We start from the raw sequence: 17,419 nt of genomic DNA, 5'->3' as shown, positions 1-17,419 counted from the left end.
GCCCGAAGGACACCCGCACATGCCGATGGACGCCGACGTCCAGACCCATGCCCGTACGCTCACGCTGCGCTCCCCGGACCACGTCCGGGTCGGGCCCTTCGTGATCCGCTACAACCCGAACTGGTCGCTGAAGTACGCCAACTACGCGATCCCGGACCAGGACGCGGAGCCGACGCCCGGCGAACTCGACGCGCTCATAGCGGCGTTCCGCGAACGGGACCGGATGCCCCGGCTGGAGTTCCTGCCCGGCTGGGCGCCCGCCGTCGAACCGGCGCTGCTCGCCGCCGGGTTCACCGTCGAGAACCGCGCCCCCGTCCTCGCCTGCGCCCCCGGCGACCTGGTGGACCCGAAGCCGGTCGCGGACCTGGTCACGGCCGAGCCCGCCACCGACGCGGCGTTCGCGGCCGCCGCGCTCGTCCAGCACCTGGGCTACGGCGGGGAGGGCGAGCCCGAGGACGGCACGGTCGGGTGGCTGCGCAACGCGGTGGCCGGCGGCGGGGTCGCCGCGCTCGCGACGGTGGGCGGCGTGCCGGCGGGCGCGGGCGGCTGCTCGGTCCCGGTGGACGGGCTCAGCGAACTGGCGGGCCTGGCGGTCGGCGCGGACTTCCGCCGCCGGGGCATCGGCGCCGCGCTCTCCGCCCACCTGACGCGCACCGCGTTCGACCGGGGCTGCCGGGTGGTGTGGCTGGAGCCGGGCGACGCCGACGTGGAGCGGATCTACGCCTCGATCGGCTACCGCAGGATCGGCGAGAAGCTGAACATCTCGCTCGACCCGGCCTGATCCTGGAGAGTCCCTAGACCAGCCGTCGCGCGGTCGCCCAGCGGGTCAGTTCGTGGCGGTTGGAGAGCTGGAGCTTGCGCAGCACCGCCGAGACGTGGGACTCGACCGTCTTCACCGAGATGAACAGCTGCTTGGCGATCTCCTTGTACGCGTAGCCCCGGGCGATCAGGCGCAGCACCTCGCGTTCGCGCTGGGTCAGCCGGTCCAGGTCCTCGTCGACCGGGGGCGCGTCCGTGGAGGCGAAGGCGTCGAGAACGAAGCCGGCCAGGCGGGGCGAGAAGACGGCGTCGCCGTCCTGGACGCGGAAGACCGAGTCGACCAGGTCGGTGCCGGTGATCGTCTTGGTGACGTACCCCCGGGCGCCGCCCCGGATGACGCCGATGACGTCCTCGGCGGCGTCCGACACGGACAGCGCGAGGAAGCGCACCGGGTTCTCGGCGGCGCCCATCAGGGGCGCGCAGCGGCGCAGCACCTCGACGCCGCCGCCGCCGGGGAGGTGGACGTCGAGGAGGACGACCTCGGGGCGGGTCGCCGTGATGACGGTGACCGCCTGGTCGACGTCGGCCGCCTCGCCGACGACCTCGACGCCGGTCTCCTCGGTGCGGCCGATCTCGGCCTGTACCCCGGTGCGGAACATCCGGTGGTCGTCGACGAGCACGACTCGTACCCGGCGCTCCGGGTTCTCCTGGCCCCCGGCCGCCTCACTGGTCCCGTTCATCGCTCGTCCTCTCCATCTCAAGCTCGACCTCGGTGCCCCCGCCGGGCACCGAACGCAGCCGGGCCGTGCCGCCGTTGCGCTGCATCCGGCCGATGATCGATTCTCGTACGCCCATTCTGTCCCCCGGAACGGAGTCCAGGTCGAATCCCGGGCCCCGGTCGCGCACGGAGACGAAGACCGTGCGGCCCTCGACCTCCGCGTAGACCTGGACGGCGCCGCCCTCGCCACCGTACTTGGCGGCGTTGACCATCGCCTCGCGTGCGGCCTGCATCTGCGCGGCCAGCTTCTCGTCCAGCGGGCAGTCGCCGACGACGACGACCTCCAGCGGGACGCCGTGCTTGTCCTCGACCTCGGCGGCGGCCCGTTTGACGGCCTCGGCCAGGGTTTCCGGCTCGTCGTCCTCGTCCTTGCCGGTGCCCTCGGGGTTGTACAGCCAGTTGCGCAGTTCGCGTTCCTGGGCGCGGGCGAGCCGGCGGACCTCGCCGGCGTCGTCGGCGTTGCGCTGGATCAGGGTGAGGGTGTGCAGCACGGAGTCGTGGACGTGGGCGGCGACCTCGGCGCGCTCCTGGGCCCGGATGCGCATGAGGCGTTCCTCGGAGAGGTCCTGGGTCATGCGGACGAGGTAGGGGCCGGCGAGGAGGGCGATGCCGGTGAGCACGGCGATGGCGGCGGTGATGACGTTGCCGAGCTGGGCGGCGGAGCCGCGTACGACCATGAAGACGGCGAGGCCGAGGCCGACGAGGGCGACTCCGGCCAGGGCGCGGGCCAGTTGCAGCACCCGGCGGCGGCGGCCGACCTCCATCCAGCGGGCGCGCCGGGCGTTGTCGGCCTGGCGCCAGACCAGGACGGAGCCGGCGCCGATGAGGAGGCTGGGCCAGATGTAGCGGTCGGCCTTGCTGCCCATGTCGACGTTGCCGACGAAGATGAAGGCGCCGACGAGCAGCGCGATGAGGGCGAAGAGCTGGCCCTTGTCGGGCTTGCGGAGGCGGCGGGTGCCGTCGGGGGCGGTCTCGAAGACGGATCTGGGCCCGTCCACACCGCCGACGCCGAGCGGGACCACGATCCAGAACACCGCGTAGAGCAGGGCGCCGAGGCCGTCCGCGAAGAACAGGCCGAGGAAGACGAACCGGAGCCAGGCGACCGGGAGTCCGAGGTGTCCGGCGAGCCCGCGCGCCACACCGCCGAGGAGCCGGCCGTCGGCGCTGCGGTACAGCTTGCGCAGCGGAGGCTCCTCCGGGTCGGGGGCGTGGGAGCTTGCGGCTCGGGTGGTGGCGGCTGGCATGGTCCGATCGTCACATGCCCGTACGGGCGAGGGCATCAGGGTCGGCCCCCACTTCGACCCTGAGACGGCCGGGACGCGGGCAGGGTGGGGCCCCGGGGCGGGGCCGGGCATCCCTGAGAGGCGGGCGGGGCAATATCAGGGACCGGCCAGGGTCGGGGCGGGTGCCGGTGGGGCGCGGGGGCCGTCACCATGGAGTCATGACCGTTCCCCAGGACGCGCCGCCCGGCGCCGCACCTCCCCCGGACCCCGCTCCGCGCCTGCACCGCAGCCCGCGGCACAAGGTGGTGGCCGGGGTGTGCGGCGGGATGGGCCGGTACTGCGACGTCGATCCGGTGATCTTCCGGATCGTGCTCGGGGTGCTGTCGGTGACCGGCGGTTTCGGGCTGATCTTCTACGGCTTCGCCTGGCTGCTGATCCCTGCGGAGGGCGAGGAGGAGAACGAGGCGCGGCGGCTGCTGTCGGGCCGGGTCGAGCTGGCGTCGCTGAGCGCGGTGCTGTGCGCGCTGATCGGCTGCGGTCTCTTCCTGTCGATGCTGGGCAACGGCGGCACGCTGGCGTTCTCGGCGATGCTGTCGCTCGCGGTCGTCGGCTTCTCCATGTGGACGCAGGCGCGCAAGAGGGCCGATCCGGAGGACCCGCTGCACCAGGCGGCCGCGCAGGCCGCGTCGGAGGCGCCGCCCGAGGTGAAGGCGCCGCCGGTGCTGTCGTGGCCGTCGTGGTGGCGCGACCCCATAGTCAAGGACGGCTCGACCGGGAAGGTGGCGATCGGCTACCTGTGGGGGCCGCATGACGCGGCGGTCCTCGGCGAGCCGCGCGGGGCGACGCCGGACGCGCCGTTCCGCCCGCCGCCGCCCCGGTCGCGGGAGGTGCGGGGGCCTCGGTCCCTCGCCGGCCCGGCGTTCCTCGGCGCGCTGCTCGCGGGCGGTCTCGGTACGGGGCTGACCTGGGGGTCCGAGCCGATGGGCACGAGCCTGGAGGTCGGGTTCGCCGCCGCGCTCGGGGTGTTCGGGCTGGCGATCCTGATCAGCGCGTTCATCGGGCGGACCGGGTTCGGCACGCTGCTGCTGGCGATGATCACGTCCGGGCTGCTGGTGGGCGCCGCCTCGCTGCCCAAGGACATCGGCACGCACTGGGTGCGCGAGGAGTGGCGCCCGGCGTCCGTCGCCGCGGTCGAGCCGTTGTACGCGATCGGCTCGGGCCAGGCCGAGCTGGACCTGACCCGGATCACGGTGCCGAAGGGCGAGACCGTACGGACCCGGGTGGAGGCCCGGGCGGGCCGGGTCGTTGTGCACGTCCCGCCGGAGGTCACCGTCCGGGTGCACGCGCGGACCCGGTTCGGCGTGCTCGTCGTGGTGGACGGCCGCCGCAAGGGCGATCTGGACATCCGCGCCACGCAGGACCAGCGCCGGACCATGCCGCCGGCCGAGGGCAGCACTCCGGGCGGCACGGTCGACCTGGATCTGGAAGTGGACTACGGACAGGTGGAGGTCAACCGTGCCGCGTCATGAGTTCCGGCCGGGGCGGGCCGTCTCCGGCCTGGTGATGCTGGCCCTGGCCGCCGGATACGCGGCGGACGCGGCGGGCGCCTGGGACGCCCCGCCGCAGTTCTTCATCGCGCTGTTCTCCGGCGGGCTGTGGACGGCCGCGTGGGTGACCTGGATCGGCTACCGGATCCGTCGGCGGCGCGCGGTGAGGAGCGCGTCCAGCGAGAGCGACGCGGCCCCGCCCAGCAGCAGCGGCAGCCACGCCATGAGGTAGATCAGGTCGTTGCCGAGGTAGTACGGCGAGACCTGCCAGCTGACGGTGAGCCACAGGCTCAGCGAGATGAGGGCGCCGCCGAGCGCGGCGATCCTCGCCCACAGGCCGAGGAGGGTGCCGATGCCGACGGCCAGCTCGCCGAACGCGATCGCGTAGCCGAAGCCGGACGGGCTGTGCAGCGCCAGGTCGACCAGGCCGGGGATCGCGGCGGAGTCGCGGACGGCGTGCATCTGCTCGCCGATCGACCCGGGGCCGGCGGCGTGGAAGAACGCGCTGTCGGTGAGCTTGTCGAGCCCGGCGTACACGAAGGTGACGCCGAGGAAGATCCGCAGCGGCAGCAGGGCGTGCTCCCGCGCGAGGTCCCGCAGGCTGCTGCCCTCGCCCTGGACCCGCCCCAGTCCCCGCCCGTTACCGCCGTACCCGTACATGCTGCTCCCGCCTTCCGCGGCCGTGCCGTGCGCCACCGGACCGTACGGCCCGTCACCCGACCTTACGTACGAACGGAGCGGAGGGCTCCGGCGCGGTACCGGTTCGTGGGGGAAGGGTCGCGGGGAGCGGTTCCGGGAAGGGGGAAGCCGGGAGCGGGCCGGTCGGAAAGGGGTCAGTCCGTGACGTCGATGGCGACCGGGGCCGTCTCCGTGCCCGCGGCGGTCACCACCTGCACCTCGACCACGCCCGGCTCCACCTCGACCGGCACCGGCACGGTCAGCAGCGTGTCGGAGGGGTTCGCGAAGCCGCCGGGGACCGGCACCAGCGGGACATGGACGTGCACGGTCCCGATCCGCACCACGACCCGGGCCAGCCGGTCCGGGGCCCCCGCGCCCGGCGGCACGAATCCCGCGCCCCGGATCTCGATGTCGTCCCCGGTCCGGATCGGCGCGTCCAGGTCGCCCGCCTCCCGGGACCGGACGACCGAGAGCACGACGGGCCGGCCGCCCTCGCCGAACTTCCCGGTGAAGTAGACGGCCGCCGACACCCCCACCAGGAGGGCGAGGCCCCACGGCAGGTCGGGCAGCTGCTCGGGCCTGCGGGCGAGACGGACGGCGGCGAACACCACGGCCACCGTGGACACCAGCACGTACTGCACGTCCGTGAAGCCGCCGCGCCCCGAGTCGTCGGTGAGCAGGTCCGCCGCGCGCGGCCGGTCGGCGCGGAGCTTCTGGAGCCGCCCGGACAGCACCCGTACGCTCACCACCCGGCGCACGGCCACCGCCACGGCGCACACCAGCGCGAGCACCGCCACGATCCCGGCGCCGCGCGCCAGGTCCAGGCCGTCGATCAGCTCGTCGCGCCGGGCGTGCCCGGAGGCGGCGGCCAGTTCGAGGGCGAGGACGAGCACGGAGAACACGGCGAGCAGCACCCAGGACGCGGCGACCGCGCGGGAGGTGGAGAGCCGGTTGTCCTCGCCGATCAGCGGGGCGAGGAGGCCGCCGCGGGCCCGGTGGACGTGGGCGGCGGCGGTCAGCAGCCCGGCGGTGACCAGACCGGCGACGAGTCCGGCGGTACGGGCATGGGTCCAGCCCGCCCCGATCGCGGTGGCGGCCTCGGCGAGGGCGAGGACGGCGAGGCCGCCCCAGACGACGACCAGGGTGCGCTGCCACACCCGGTACAGCCAGGCGTCCCCGGCCTCGCGGCCCCGGTCGGCCACCTCGCGCGCGGACTCGGTCAGCTCGTCGGAGACCCACTGCCGGGTCGCGGACGCCGACTGGGCGACCCCGGCGGGCAGCCCCTGTCCGGCGGCGAACTCGTCGCGCTTGGCCAGGAAGGCGGCCACCGCGCGCCGGTGTCCCTGGCGCGCCCCGTGCGGGCAGTCCCCGCAGGTGCAGCCGCCGCCGTGCGCGCCCTGTCGTGCCTCGTCCAACGCCACGGAGAACGCCGCCCTTTCCCGCCCCTGTTGCCGCCGTCGGCGGGTCAACTCGTCTGTGAACGCTGCGAATTGTGCCGTACGGGGTGGAGGGGTGCCGCATCGGGGCGCACCGGAGGGGTGGCTTCGTCAGCGTGTTCGATACCCGCTCAGGCGCTGAGCACGAGGTAGGCGAGGCCGAACGTGCCCCGGTAGCCGCCGTAGTAGCCGGTGCGCCGCTCGTCCACGGCGGCGACGACCCCGTCGCGCAGGGGGTGTTCGGGGTGGGCCAGGGCCCAGCGCTCGCCCCGGCCGATGTTGGCGTGCGACTCGAAGAGGTCCCATTCCCGCTGGTCGGCAGCGGTCACCTGGAGTGCCCGCAGGCCTGCCGCCTCGGCCTGGCGGATCAGGTCGAGCAGCGAGCCGAAGTCCTCGCGTTCGGCGCCGAGCCCGGCGAGCGCGGCGTCGTCCGGCTCCCGTTCCCAGAAGCCCTCGCCGAACAGGACCCGGCCGCCGGGCCGTACGGTCGCCCGCAGCGCGGCCAGGGCCTCGGGGGTGCCGCCGGGCCAGGCGTGCGAGGCGCCGATGGACACGGCGAGGTCGTATCCCCGCTCGGGCCACTCGGCGGCGGGGGCCTCGTGGAACCGTACGCGTTCCGCGAGGCCGCGTTCTGCCGCGAGTGCGCGGCCTCGGGCGATGGCCTCCGGGTCGGTCTCCACGGCGTCGCCGGTGCTGCCGGGGGCGGACTCCACGAGACGCATCAGGAGCTCGCCCCAGCCGCTGCCCAGGTCCGCGATGCGGGCGTGGGGGGTGGGGGCGCAGGCGGTGATCAGTTGGGTGGCGTGCGCGGTGGAGAGGGGGGTGTTCCAGGTGAGGTGGTCGTTGTGGGCGGCGGACATCAGGGTGCGGATCTTTTCGGTGGACATGGGGGCGGAGCCTGGCATGGCGGCTGGGCGTCCGCCATGCGTTTTCGGGGGGCCGGGGGTGGGGGCGCCTGCGGCGGGCCTTGTCCCCTACCCGCCCCTTCCCGAAACCGGGGCTCCGCCCCGGACCCAGCTCCTCAAACGCCGGAGGGGCTGAATGGCGATGCCGCCGCCCGGTTCACCGGGTGGCGGCATCGTCAGGGGCATGCGGGGAGGGTCACTCCCACTCGATCGTCCCCGGCGGCTTGCTCGTCACGTCGAGCACCACGCGGTTGACGTCGGCGACCTCGTTCGTGATGCGGGTGGAGATCTTCGCCAGGGTCTCGTACGGGAGCCGGGACCAGTCGGCGGTCATGGCGTCCTCGGAGGAGACCGGCCGCAGCACGATCGGGTGGCCGTAGGTGCGGCCGTCGCCCTGGACGCCGACGCTGCGGACGTCCGCGAGCAGGACCACCGGGCACTGCCAGATGTCGCGGTCCAGGCCGGCCGCGGTCAGCTCCTCGCGGGCGATGGCGTCGGCCTCGCGGAGCAGGTCGAGGCGGTCCTTGGTGACCTCGCCGACAATGCGGATGCCGAGGCCGGGGCCGGGGAAGGGCTGGCGCTGGACGATCTCGTCGGGCAGGCCGAGCTGCTGGCCGACCATCCGGACCTCGTCCTTGAACAGCTGGCGCAGCGGCTCGACGAGCTCGAACTCGATGTCCTCGGGGAGGCCGCCCACGTTGTGGTGGGACTTGATGTTGGCGGTGCCGGTGCCGCCGCCGGACTCCACGACGTCCGGGTAGAGCGTGCCCTGGACGAGGAAGGCGACCTCGGGGCCGTCCTCCTGGAGGATCTCCAGCTGGGCCTGCTCGAAGACGCGGATGAACTCGCGGCCGATGATCTTCCGCTTCTGCTCCGGGTCGGAGACTCCGGCCAGCGCGTCCAGGAAGCGCTTCTCGGCGTCGACCACCTTGAGCTTGGCGCCGGTCGCGGCGACGAAGTCCTTCTCGACCTGCTCGGTCTCGCCCTGGCGCATCAGGCCGTGGTCGACGTACACGCAGGTGAGCTGGGAGCCGATGGCCTTCTGGACGAGGGCGGCGGCGACGGCGGAGTCCACGCCGCCGGACAGGCCGCAGATGGCGCGCTTGTCGCCGACCTGGGCGCGGATCGCGGCGACCTGCTCCTCGATCACGTTGCCCGTGGTCCAGGTGGGCTCGATGCCCGCGCCCCGGTACAGGAAGTGCTCCAGGACCTGCTGGCCGTGCGTGGAGTGCATGACCTCGGGGTGGTACTGAACGCCGTAGAGCTTCTTCTCGTCGTTCTCGAAGGCGGCGACCGGGACGACGTCCGTGGACGCGGTGACGGTGAAGCCCTCGGGGGCGGCGGAGCAGGCGTCGCCGTGCGACATCCACACCGACTGCTCGTCCGGGGTGCCCTCGAAGAGGGTGGAGCCGGACTTGGAGACGGTCAGCGGGGTGCGGCCGTACTCGCGGGCGCCGTTGTCGTCCACGGTGCCGCCGAGCGTGGTCGCCATCAGCTGGAAGCCGTAGCACATGCCGAAGACGGGGACCCCGGCCTCGAAGAGCGCGCGGTCGAGCGAGGGCGCGCCCTCGGCGTAGACGGAGGAGGGGCCGCCGGAGAGGATGATCGCGCGGGGGTTCTTGGCCAGCATCTCGGCCACCGGCATCGTCGACGGCACGATCTCGCTGTAGACCCGGGCCTCACGGACGCGGCGGGCGATGAGCTGGGCGTACTGCGCGCCGAAGTCGACAACCAGGACCACGTCGGTGGTCGTGTCGGGGGCGGCGGGGGGTGCTGCTGGCACGGGCGGCCTTCCGGCGGTGGAGAGGGGTCGGTCCTCCCAATTCTACCGGCGGCCGGAAGTGGCCCGGCCCGGTCCGGGGCCGCCGCCCCGGGGTGTGCGCCGTCTCACGATCCGGGCCGGGTGTGGGCGGCCGGGGGCGCGGGGGCCATACTGTCCGCATGCGTCAGCACACGACCTTCGTCTTTACCTATGGCATCCGGCCCGCCGGCTGCCATGGTCGTGCTGCTTGAGCAACTGACAAGCAACGTTCCAGGCGCCCCGGGCCGACAGGCCCGGGGCGTTCTGCGTTCCGGGCCCGTCCGGCCCCGGGGTGCCGCATCTCACCGGGAGACCGCCATGAGCAGCACCACCGGCACCGACATCACCGGCGCCCGCACCGACGAGGCCGCGTCCCTGATCGGCGACGCCCGCACCCGTATCGACTCCCTGGACGACCGGATCATCGGGCTCGTCCAGGAGCGGATGGCGGTCTCGTCGGTGATCCAGGAGGCCCGCATGACCTCGGGCGGCCGCCGGGTCAACCTGTCCCGCGAGACGGAGATCCTGGTCCGCTACCGCGAGGCGCTGGGCAAGCCGGGCACCTCGCTGGCGATGACGCTCCTGGAGCTGTGCCGGGGCCGGGTCTGAACGGCGCTCCCCCGCCGTATCCCAGTTCGGGCGGAGTCTCACCCGTACGGCGCGTGACCGGGTCCGGCGCGGCTTCGTTGGTCCCGGTGTCCGTGCCGGCCAGGTACGGATCTTCAGGGGAACCACACGTGGCTCCGCCGGGGTGTGTGGCGTACCGCGTGTACGCCGTGGGACCACGCACCGGCGTGCGTGACCGGTCGGCAGGGGACAGCAGCCCGGTCACTCGGAGGGACCGCCAGGTCGCTCCCGGGAAACGGCCGGCTCCGGGGACGCCCGGGGCCGGCCGTTTCTCCGTGTACGGGGGTCAGCGCGTCGCGCGCCGCCTGGACACCGTGAACAGGACGCCGCCCGCGAGCAGCGCGACCACGGCCGCGCCGGACGCGGCGAGCGCGACGGTGCCGGTGGAGGCGAGCGCGCCGCCGCCGGAGCCGGAGCCCGTGGTGCCGGAGCCGGTCGTGCCGCTGGCGCCACTCGTACCGGTGGTGCCGGACGAGCCGGAGCCGGTCGTGCCGCTCGTGCCCGACGAGGACGAGCCGCCCGTGGCCGTCGAGCCGCCGTTGCCGGAGCCGCCCGTCGTGGCGCCCGGGTCCTCGCCGTTGAGCTCCACCCATGCCGCGTTGTTGGCGGGCTTCGGGTCGAAGGGCAGCGGGGGCGCCTGGAGGTGGGTGTTGCGGACGACGACCGCGCCCCTGCTGCCCGGGTCGGCCGAGTCGAGCTTCAGCCGGAAGGGCAGGGCGAAGTCGGCGTCCTCCAGGACGGACATGGGCGTGGAGCAGAAGTAGCGCGGGGCCTTCTCCTGGTTCTCGCGGTACTCACCGGCCGCGGTCACGCCCCGGCAGATGTCCGGCTTGGAGACGACGTGGCTGCCGGGCGGCACGGTGAAGTCGACGGTGGCGACGGGCTCGCCGGAGCGGATGTACCCGACCCAGGCGGGGCCCTTGTTACGGAAGCCCAGGGTCACGTCGACGGTGTCTCCCGGCTTGCCCGCGGCCCGGTCGCCGTAGGCCGCGAAGTCGGCGGTGTTGCTGGTCCGGAAGTCGGTCTCCTGCTGGTTGTCCGACGGGTCCAGGTCGGCCGAGCGGACGGCGGGGGCCTCGCGCAGGGCCAGCTTCGCGCCCTTGCCGGGGCTGAAGCGGGCGCCGGAGCGCAGCGCCGTACGGGCGTCGGTGCCGTCCTCGTTGATCCGGTAGAGGAAGGTGTCGTAGAAGGCGCGCTCGGTGGCCCGCAGGGTGGGCGGCACTTCCAGCGTGTACGTGGCGCCGGGCTCGAAGCTGCCGGGGAAGCTGCAGAGCGCGGTGGACCAGGTGCCGGGGCCCATGCCCAGGTCCTCCTCGCTGTACTCGCAGTTCTGGTAGCGCTCGGTGAATTCCAGGCCGCGCGTGTTGCGCAGGGTGAGCAGGACGCCCTGGGCGGCGCGGGTGCCGTTGTTGGTGAAGGTGACCGGGACCGGCTGGCTGTCGCCGGGCTCGAGCTCCGTCTTCAGTGGCAGCGGCTTCATCGACAGGTCGGGCCCGCCGATCGACACGTGCGCGGTGAACGGGCGGAAGGTGGCGCCCTCCGCCTCGGCGGTGACCTCGATGCTGCCGGAGTCGCCGTCCTCGCTGCCCTCGGCGGCGCTGACCCGGAGTTCCGCGAGGGTGCTCAGGCCGGGCCGGATCCCGTAGTCGTGGCAGACGGCGGTGGTCCCGGTCCGCTCGCAGTCCGGGCTGCCCTCCTTGTCGAAGGACACGTCCGCGACGCCCGCCAGCTTCCCGAAGTCGAAGCGGACGGTGTACTCCTGCGCGAAGTCCCCGTTCTCCTCGTCCTCGGACGGGTTGGTCACCGTGATGTCGAGGCTGGTCTCCTGCGGGGAGCCCGTGGCCGGATACGGGTGCAGGGCGGTCTCGGCGGGTCCGCCGATCGCGAACTCGGGGTCGGCAGCCTGCGCGGGACCGGCCGCCGTGAGCGTTCCGGCGGCCAGCAGACCGGCCGAGGCCAGGACGCCCATCGCACGGCGGAACGGAATCGTGCTTCTCATCTCGGGGCCTTCGGGGTCGTCGGGAGCTGTGTGATCGCTGGGGCGGCGACAGGGGGTACGACCGGGGGCGACCGGGAAAAGTTGCCCGAAATCAGATCACGGATCGGGCACGAGAAGCGGAGTGATCCACCTCACATAAGGATTTCATCAGTACGAGGACAACCATCCGGGGGCCCGGCAGGTCATGCATGCGGAACACCGGTTGTCGTTTGTTGAACGATGGACCGGTTACAGCGTGAGGGGCTGCACTGGGAGGGGGGTGCAGCCCCTTCTGCTGTTCCCGGGCCCTCAGGCCGTGTCCGGCGCCTTCTCCTTCGGCGGCACCGCCGGCATCCCCAGGAACGGCAGCCTGAGCGCGCCGAACGCCTCCTTCGGGACCGCCGGCGCCTGCGGCTCCACCGCCGCCAGCCGCTCGTACGCCTCACCCTGCGCCGGGCGCCGGTCCGGCTCGCCCTTGTTCGGCCAGAACGACATCGCGCGCTCCGCCTGGGCGGTGATCGTCAGCGACGGGTTGACGCCGAGGTTCGCGGAGACCGCGGAGCCGTCGACCACCGAGATGCCCGGGTGCCCGAAGAGCCGGTGGTACGGGTCGATGACGCCCTCGTCCGCGGTGGCGCCGATCGGGCAGCCGCCGAGGAAGTGGGCGGTGAGCGGTGTGCCCATCAGCTCGCCGATGTTGGACCCGGGGAAGCCGTTGATCTCCTCGGCGAGCAGGGTCGCGCTCTGCGTCGCCTCGGCGATCTGCGTGGGGTTGGGCGCACCGTGGCCCTGGCGGGCGGTGAGCAGGCCCTTGCCGATGCCGCTCGGCTTGCGGTAGGCGGTGAGGGAGTTGTCGAGCGACTGCATGACGAGCCCGATGATGACGCGCTCCGACCAGCGCCGGTTGGAGAGCGAGCGGGCGGCGATCGTGGGGTGCTTGACCAGGTTGGCGAGCCAGGCGCGGACCCGGTGGGCGCTGTAGGGGACCTGGACGATGGTCATGCCGCCCATGGCGTTGGAGCCCTTGCCGTAGCGGACGGGCTCGATGTGGGTGTTGGCGTCCGGGTGGATGGACGAGGTGATGGCGACGCCCTTGGTGAAGTCGGGCTTCGTCCCGTGCTTCTTGCGGTAGCGCCGGTCGGAGGTCTGGGCGCCGACCAGCCCCTCGGAGTTGGTACGGGTCAGCTCGCCGAGCCTCGCGGAGAGCCGGGGCAGCAGCCCCTTGTCCTTCATCGTGTGGAGCAGGGTCTGGGTGCCGTACGTGCCCGCCGCCACGACCACCTCGCGGGCGCGCAGGGCCGTGGGCTTCGCCTTACGGCGGCGGTCGGTGGGCACGGTGGCGACGCGGTAGCCGCCGTCGGGGTGCTCGGTGACGCCGACGACGGAGGTCATGGGGTGGATGACCGCTCCGGCCTTCTCGGCGAGGTGGAGGTAGTTCTCGTTGAGGGTGTTCTTCGCGCCGTGCCGGCAGCCGGTCATGCACTCGCCGCACTCCGTGCACGCCTTGCGCGCCGGACCCGCCCCGCCGAAGTACGGGTCCGCGACCGTCCCGCCGGGCTTCGCGCGCGCGGTGCCGTCCGCGTCCTCCCCATCGCCGAAGAAGACGCCGACCGGGGCGAGGTGGAAGGTGTCGCCGACGCCCATGGCCTCGGCGGTCGCCTTGAGGTGGACGTCGGAGGGGGTCGTCGTGGGGTTGAGCCGGACCCCGAGCATCCGCTTGGCCTGGTCGTAGTACGGCTTCAGCTCGTCCTGCCAGTCCGTGATGTGCGCCCACTGCCGGTCCTCGAAGAACGGCGCGGGCGGCACGTACAGCGTGTTGGCGTAGTTCAGCGAGCCGCCGCCCACCCCGGCACCGGCCAGCACCATCACCTTGCCGAGCAGGTGCACGCGCTGGATGCCGAAGAGGCCCAGGGCGGGCGCCCAGAGGTAGTTCTTCAGGTCCCAGGAGTTCTTCGGCAGGGTGCCCGGGGTGAAGCGGCGCCCGGCCTCCAGGACGCCGACCCGGTACCCCTTCTCGGTCAGCCGCAGCGCCGAGACCGCACCGCCGAAGCCGGACCCGACGACGATCACGTCGTAGTCGTACGCGGCATCGTCGTCGGCCGCACCGGCCGGCCGGTCCTGATTCTGGGCAGGGCTGTCCTGGGACATGGCACTCCTCGATACGAAAAGGAACGAAAAGGACAGAAGTGGTGCGGGGGTTCACCGGCCCTCGTGGGGCTCAGCGCAGGCGGAACGCCTTCATCGCCTTCAGGCTGCGGGTCATGAACGCGGCGTACTTCTCGTCGTCCATCCCGAAGGACGGGGCGAGCGGGATCAGCCGCTGCTGGGCGACGGTCTGTGCCTCGGTGTACTTGAGGATGCCCTCGGAGCCGTGGCGCCGGCCGAGACCGGAGTCCTTCATGCCGCCCATCGGGGACTGCACGCTGCCGTACGCGGGGGCGTACCCCTCATTGATGTTGACGGTTCCGGTGCGCAGCCGGGCGGCGACGCGGTGGCCGCGCCTGGAGTCCTTGGTCCAGACACTGGAGTTCAGGCCGTACGGGGTGGCGTTGGCCAGTTCCACGACCTCGTCCTCGTCACGGAAGCGGTAGATCGAGACGACCGGGCCGAAGGTCTCCTCGGTGCAGACGGCCATGGGCGCCTCGACGCCGTCCAGGATCGTCGGCTCGTAGAAGAGCGGGCCGATGTCCGGGCGGGCGACCCCGCCGGCGACCAGCTTGGCGCCCTTCTCGACGGCCTCGGCGACGTGCAGGCTGACGGTCTCCAGCTGCCGTTCGCCGACCAGCGAGCCCATGTCGGCGCCGTACGCGAGGGAGCTGCCGAGCCGCATCGCCTTGGTCCGGGCGGCGAACCGCTCCACGAAGTCGTCGGCGACCGACTCGTGGACGTACAGCCGCTCGATGGAGATGCAGAGCTGGCCGGCCGAGGAGAAGCAGGCGCGAACGGCGCCGGCGGCGGCCTTCTCCACGTCGGCGTCGGCCAGAACCAGCATGGCGTTCTTGCCGCCGAGCTCCAGCGAGACGCCGACGAGCCGGGCCGCCGCGCCCTGGGCGACCTCGCGGCCGGTGCGGGTGGAGCCGGTGAACGAGACGTAGTCGGCGTGCTTGACGACCTCCGGGCCGACGACCGGTCCGTCCCCCAGGACGACCTGGAAGACCTCGGCCGGGAGCCCCGCCTCGATCAGCAGGTCGCGGGCCCACAGGGCGGTGAGCGCGGTCTCGGTGTCGGGCTTCATCACCACGGCGTTGCCGGAGACGAAGGCGGGCAGCGCGTCGCCGACGGACAGCTCCAGCGGGTAGTTCCAGGGGGCGATCTGGCCGACGACACCGCGCGGCTGACGGAGCTCGGTGACCTTGGTGAGCGTCGGCACGACCCCGGTGTGCCGCTTCGGCTTCAGATACGCGGCCGCCCTGCGGCCGTAGTGCCGGGCGGCGACGGCGACCGCCTGGACCTCCTCGTGGGCGTGGAGGCGGGCCTTGCCGGTCTCCAGCTGGACGAGGTCGAGGATCTCGGACTGACGGTCCATGAGCAGGTCGTGGAAGCGCAGGAGCACCGCGGCCCTGGTGCGGACCGGCAGGGCGGCCCAGGCGGGCTGGGCGGCGCGGGCGTGCGCGAAGGCGGTGGCCACGTCCTCGGGGGTGGACTCCGGCAGGTCGGCCAGCTTCTCGCCGGTGAACGGCGTGTGGTTGGCGGTGCGGCCGGAGCCGGTGACGCCGCGCGTCAGCCGGGCGACGACCTCGGGCGTCACGACATCGGCGGCCGTGCGCACGCCCGCGGGGGCGGCGGCCACGGGGTTGGTGCCGACCGTGGCGGCGGCGGGGGACGTGGGGGCCTGCGAGTCCGTCATGAGGGCGAGAGTACGTCGGCGGGAAGGCTTTGGGTACCCGTGGGTAACACCTTTTCACCGTCTCTCCCGGAGTCCCGCCACAGCCCCGTCGACTCAGCCAGTGATCACTGGCGGCATAAGCCCTGATCAGGGGCTATGGCCCGGCGGGCTACTGCTCGGCCGGGGGGCGCCAGCTGCGGAGGATCGCGTTGAAGCGGTCGCGAGTCTCGTCCCAGTCGTCCGCCGGGCCCGTCATGTAGAGCGCGTACTCCGGGCCGCCGTCCTTCTCGAAGTACATCTGGTCGATCGCGTGCCTCGCCTCGCCGTTCTTCTCGGTCCAGGTGAACTCCCAGATGGAACCGGTGTAGTCGCGATAGACGTTGCTGTTCAGCTCGATCCGGTGATACTCCGGCAGCCGGACGCTCAGCCCTTTCTCCAGCCCGATCATGTGGTCGTACGGGTGGTCGAAGTCGGGGGACGGGTCGGTGCTGACCCGGAGGTAGTGCACGCCGTCGTCGGGGGTGTAGTCGATGTTGTTGTCGGTGACCTTGCGCTCCCAGCCCTCCGGCAGCAGCACGCTGAACCCGGACGGGTCCACCACGCGCCGCCAGCCGTCCGGCACGTCCTGCGTCACGGTGTCCGAGGGGCTCGGCGTGGGCGTCGGCTTCGTCTTCGACGTGTCCGGCCCCGGGGTGCGGGTGCCGTGCGCGCTCGTGCCGCCGTCCGTGGTGCCGGCCGCGTCCGTGCGGTGCGCGTACAGCATCGCGGCGATCCCCGCGCCGCCGCCGATCACCGCGGCCAGGGCGATGACCAGGATCCTCGTACGCCACCGGCTGCGTCGGGGGGCCGGGGCGGGGGCCGGGACCGGGGCGGGCTGCACGACGGGGCCGGGGTGGGGCAGCACCGCGGTGCCCCCGCGCAGCATCTCCTCGGAGACCTGCTGCGTCGGGACGAACGCCTGGGCGCTCCTCGGCGCGCGGCCCTCCATGGCCTCCAGGAGCATCCGCTCGGTCTCGGCGGCCGACGGGCGGTCCGCCGGCTCCTTGCGCAGCAGCGCGGTGATGACGGGGGCGAGCGCCCCGGCCCGGGCGGGCGGCGGCGGTTCCTCGGTGACGACGGCCTGCATGGTCGATATGGGGGACGTCCGGCGGAACGGCGAGCGCCCCTCGACCGCCGTGTACAGCGTGGCGCCCAGGGACCAGAGGTCGGAGGCGGGGCCGGGGTCGCCGCCGCGTACCCGCTCGGGCGCCAGATAGTCGATGGAGCCGACGAGTTCACCGGTCCTGGTGATGGTGGAGTCGCCCTCGATCGCGGCGATCCCGAAGTCGGTGAGCAGGACCCGGCCGTCCCGGGCGAGCAGCACGTTGCCCGGCTTCACGTCCCGGTGCAGCACCCCGGCCCCGTGCGCGGCGCGCAGCGCGCCCAGCACGTGCAGCCCTATGCGGGCGGCCTCGCGGGCCTCGATCTCGCCGCCGGACTCCTTCGCCCGGTCGGCGAGCGACGGCCCGTCCACGTACTGCATGACGATCCACGGCCGGTTGTCGTACTCGACCACGTCATGGACGGTGACGACGCCGGGGTGGGTGATCCGGGCGGCCGCGCGGGCCTCCTTCTGCGTGCGCTGGTGCAGCACGATCCGGTCCGACTCGGCCACGTAGAGACCGGCGGTCAACTCCTTGACGGCGACCGTGCGGTGCAGCACCTCGTCGTGGGCGCGCCACACCTTGCCCATGCCGCCGCGTCCGAGGACGTCGCCCAGCCGGTACCTCCCGGCCAGCAACAGCCCCGCTTCCGTGCCCTGTGAACGATCCACCTGTGTCCCCGCCCCCGTTGCCTCGGATGACAGGTTACGGAGGGGACG

At 73.1% G+C, this 17,419-nt stretch carries 14 protein-coding genes; 4 read left to right on the top strand and 10 right to left on the bottom strand.

Features of this window, described 5'->3' with window-relative positions; all coding sequences use genetic code 11:
• The first annotated feature begins 19 nt into the window (after window positions 1–19).
• Window positions 20–781 (top strand): GNAT family N-acetyltransferase, encoded by a 762-nt coding sequence (locus tag OHS17_RS20685; RefSeq protein ID WP_330313364.1) that lies wholly within the window; start codon window positions 20–22, stop codon window positions 779–781.
• Between the two features lie 13 nt (window positions 782–794).
• Here the strand turns inward: OHS17_RS20685 and OHS17_RS20680 are convergent, their stop codons facing one another.
• The gene (locus OHS17_RS20680; RefSeq protein ID WP_073964369.1) at window positions 795–1,499 is read right to left on the bottom strand and encodes a LuxR C-terminal-related transcriptional regulator; all 705 of its coding nucleotides are present in this window, start codon (window positions 1,497–1,499) and stop codon (window positions 795–797) included.
• Entirely contained in the window at window positions 1,483–2,781 is a 1,299-nt protein-coding gene (locus OHS17_RS20675; protein WP_073862679.1) for an ATP-binding protein, read from the bottom strand. The genes OHS17_RS20680 and OHS17_RS20675 overlap by 17 nt, the downstream gene beginning before the upstream one ends.
• A gap of 197 nt (window positions 2,782–2,978) precedes the next feature.
• Between OHS17_RS20675 and OHS17_RS20670 the strand changes: the two genes are divergently transcribed.
• Both OHS17_RS20670 and OHS17_RS20665 read left to right on the top strand, forming a co-directional pair.
• Window positions 2,979–4,289, top strand: a complete 1,311-nt coding sequence (locus OHS17_RS20670) for a PspC domain-containing protein (protein ID WP_330313363.1) — start codon at window positions 2,979–2,981, stop codon at window positions 4,287–4,289.
• A complete protein-coding gene (locus OHS17_RS20665; protein WP_330313362.1) occupies window positions 4,276–4,539 on the top strand; it encodes a hypothetical protein in 264 nt (87 codons plus the stop codon). The genes OHS17_RS20670 and OHS17_RS20665 overlap by 14 nt, the downstream gene beginning before the upstream one ends.
• Here the strand turns inward: OHS17_RS20665 and OHS17_RS20660 are convergent.
• From OHS17_RS20660 to guaA, 4 genes are all read right to left on the bottom strand, one after another.
• Entirely contained in the window at window positions 4,446–4,967 is a 522-nt protein-coding gene (locus tag OHS17_RS20660) for a DoxX family protein (RefSeq protein ID WP_330313361.1), read from the bottom strand. The genes OHS17_RS20665 and OHS17_RS20660 overlap by 94 nt on opposite strands.
• A gap of 173 nt (window positions 4,968–5,140) precedes the next feature.
• Window positions 5,141–6,406, bottom strand: coding sequence for a hypothetical protein (locus OHS17_RS20655; protein ID WP_330313360.1), 1,266 nt, complete (start codon window positions 6,404–6,406; stop codon window positions 5,141–5,143).
• Window positions 6,407–6,552: 146 nt separating this feature from the next.
• Window positions 6,553–7,308, bottom strand: coding sequence for an SAM-dependent methyltransferase (locus OHS17_RS20650; RefSeq protein ID WP_330313359.1), 756 nt, complete (start codon window positions 7,306–7,308; stop codon window positions 6,553–6,555).
• A 214-nt stretch (window positions 7,309–7,522) separates the two neighbouring features.
• Window positions 7,523–9,109 carry a glutamine-hydrolyzing GMP synthase gene (gene guaA / locus OHS17_RS20645; RefSeq protein ID WP_330313358.1) on the bottom strand — a complete coding sequence of 529 codons (1,587 nt, stop codon included), beginning with the start codon at window positions 9,107–9,109 and terminating at the stop codon, window positions 7,523–7,525.
• Window positions 9,110–9,445: 336 nt separating this feature from the next.
• Here guaA and OHS17_RS20640 point away from each other — a divergent pair, with 336 nt between their 5' ends.
• Window positions 9,446–9,736, top strand: a complete 291-nt coding sequence (locus OHS17_RS20640) for a chorismate mutase (protein WP_330313357.1) — start codon at window positions 9,446–9,448, stop codon at window positions 9,734–9,736.
• 304 nt (window positions 9,737–10,040) lie between these two features.
• Here OHS17_RS20640 and OHS17_RS20635 read toward each other — a convergent pair whose 3' ends face one another.
• The 4 genes from OHS17_RS20635 to OHS17_RS20620 all read right to left on the bottom strand — a co-directional run bounded on the left by OHS17_RS20635 (window position 10,041) and on the right by OHS17_RS20620 (window position 17,371).
• A complete protein-coding gene (locus OHS17_RS20635; RefSeq protein ID WP_330315310.1) occupies window positions 10,041–11,723 on the bottom strand; it encodes a peptidase in 1,683 nt (560 codons plus the stop codon).
• Between the two features lie 318 nt (window positions 11,724–12,041).
• Complete coding sequence (locus tag OHS17_RS20630; protein ID WP_330313356.1) at window positions 12,042–13,880, bottom strand: GMC family oxidoreductase; 1,839 nt, start codon at window positions 13,878–13,880, stop codon at window positions 12,042–12,044.
• A gap of 70 nt (window positions 13,881–13,950) precedes the next feature.
• Window positions 13,951–15,579 (bottom strand): succinic semialdehyde dehydrogenase, encoded by a 1,629-nt coding sequence (locus OHS17_RS20625; RefSeq protein ID WP_330313355.1) that lies wholly within the window; start codon window positions 15,577–15,579, stop codon window positions 13,951–13,953.
• 148 nt (window positions 15,580–15,727) lie between these two features.
• The gene (locus OHS17_RS20620) at window positions 15,728–17,371 is read right to left on the bottom strand and encodes a serine/threonine-protein kinase (RefSeq protein WP_330313354.1); all 1,644 of its coding nucleotides are present in this window, start codon (window positions 17,369–17,371) and stop codon (window positions 15,728–15,730) included.
• Window positions 17,372–17,419: the final 48 nt, after the last annotated feature.

The organism is Streptomyces sp. NBC_00523 (assembly GCF_036346615.1).
Classification (GTDB): Bacteria; Actinomycetota; Actinomycetes; order Streptomycetales; family Streptomycetaceae; genus Streptomyces.
The sequence above is the reverse complement of the archived record's forward strand: the minus strand, read 5'-3'. Positions and strand labels throughout refer to the sequence as shown.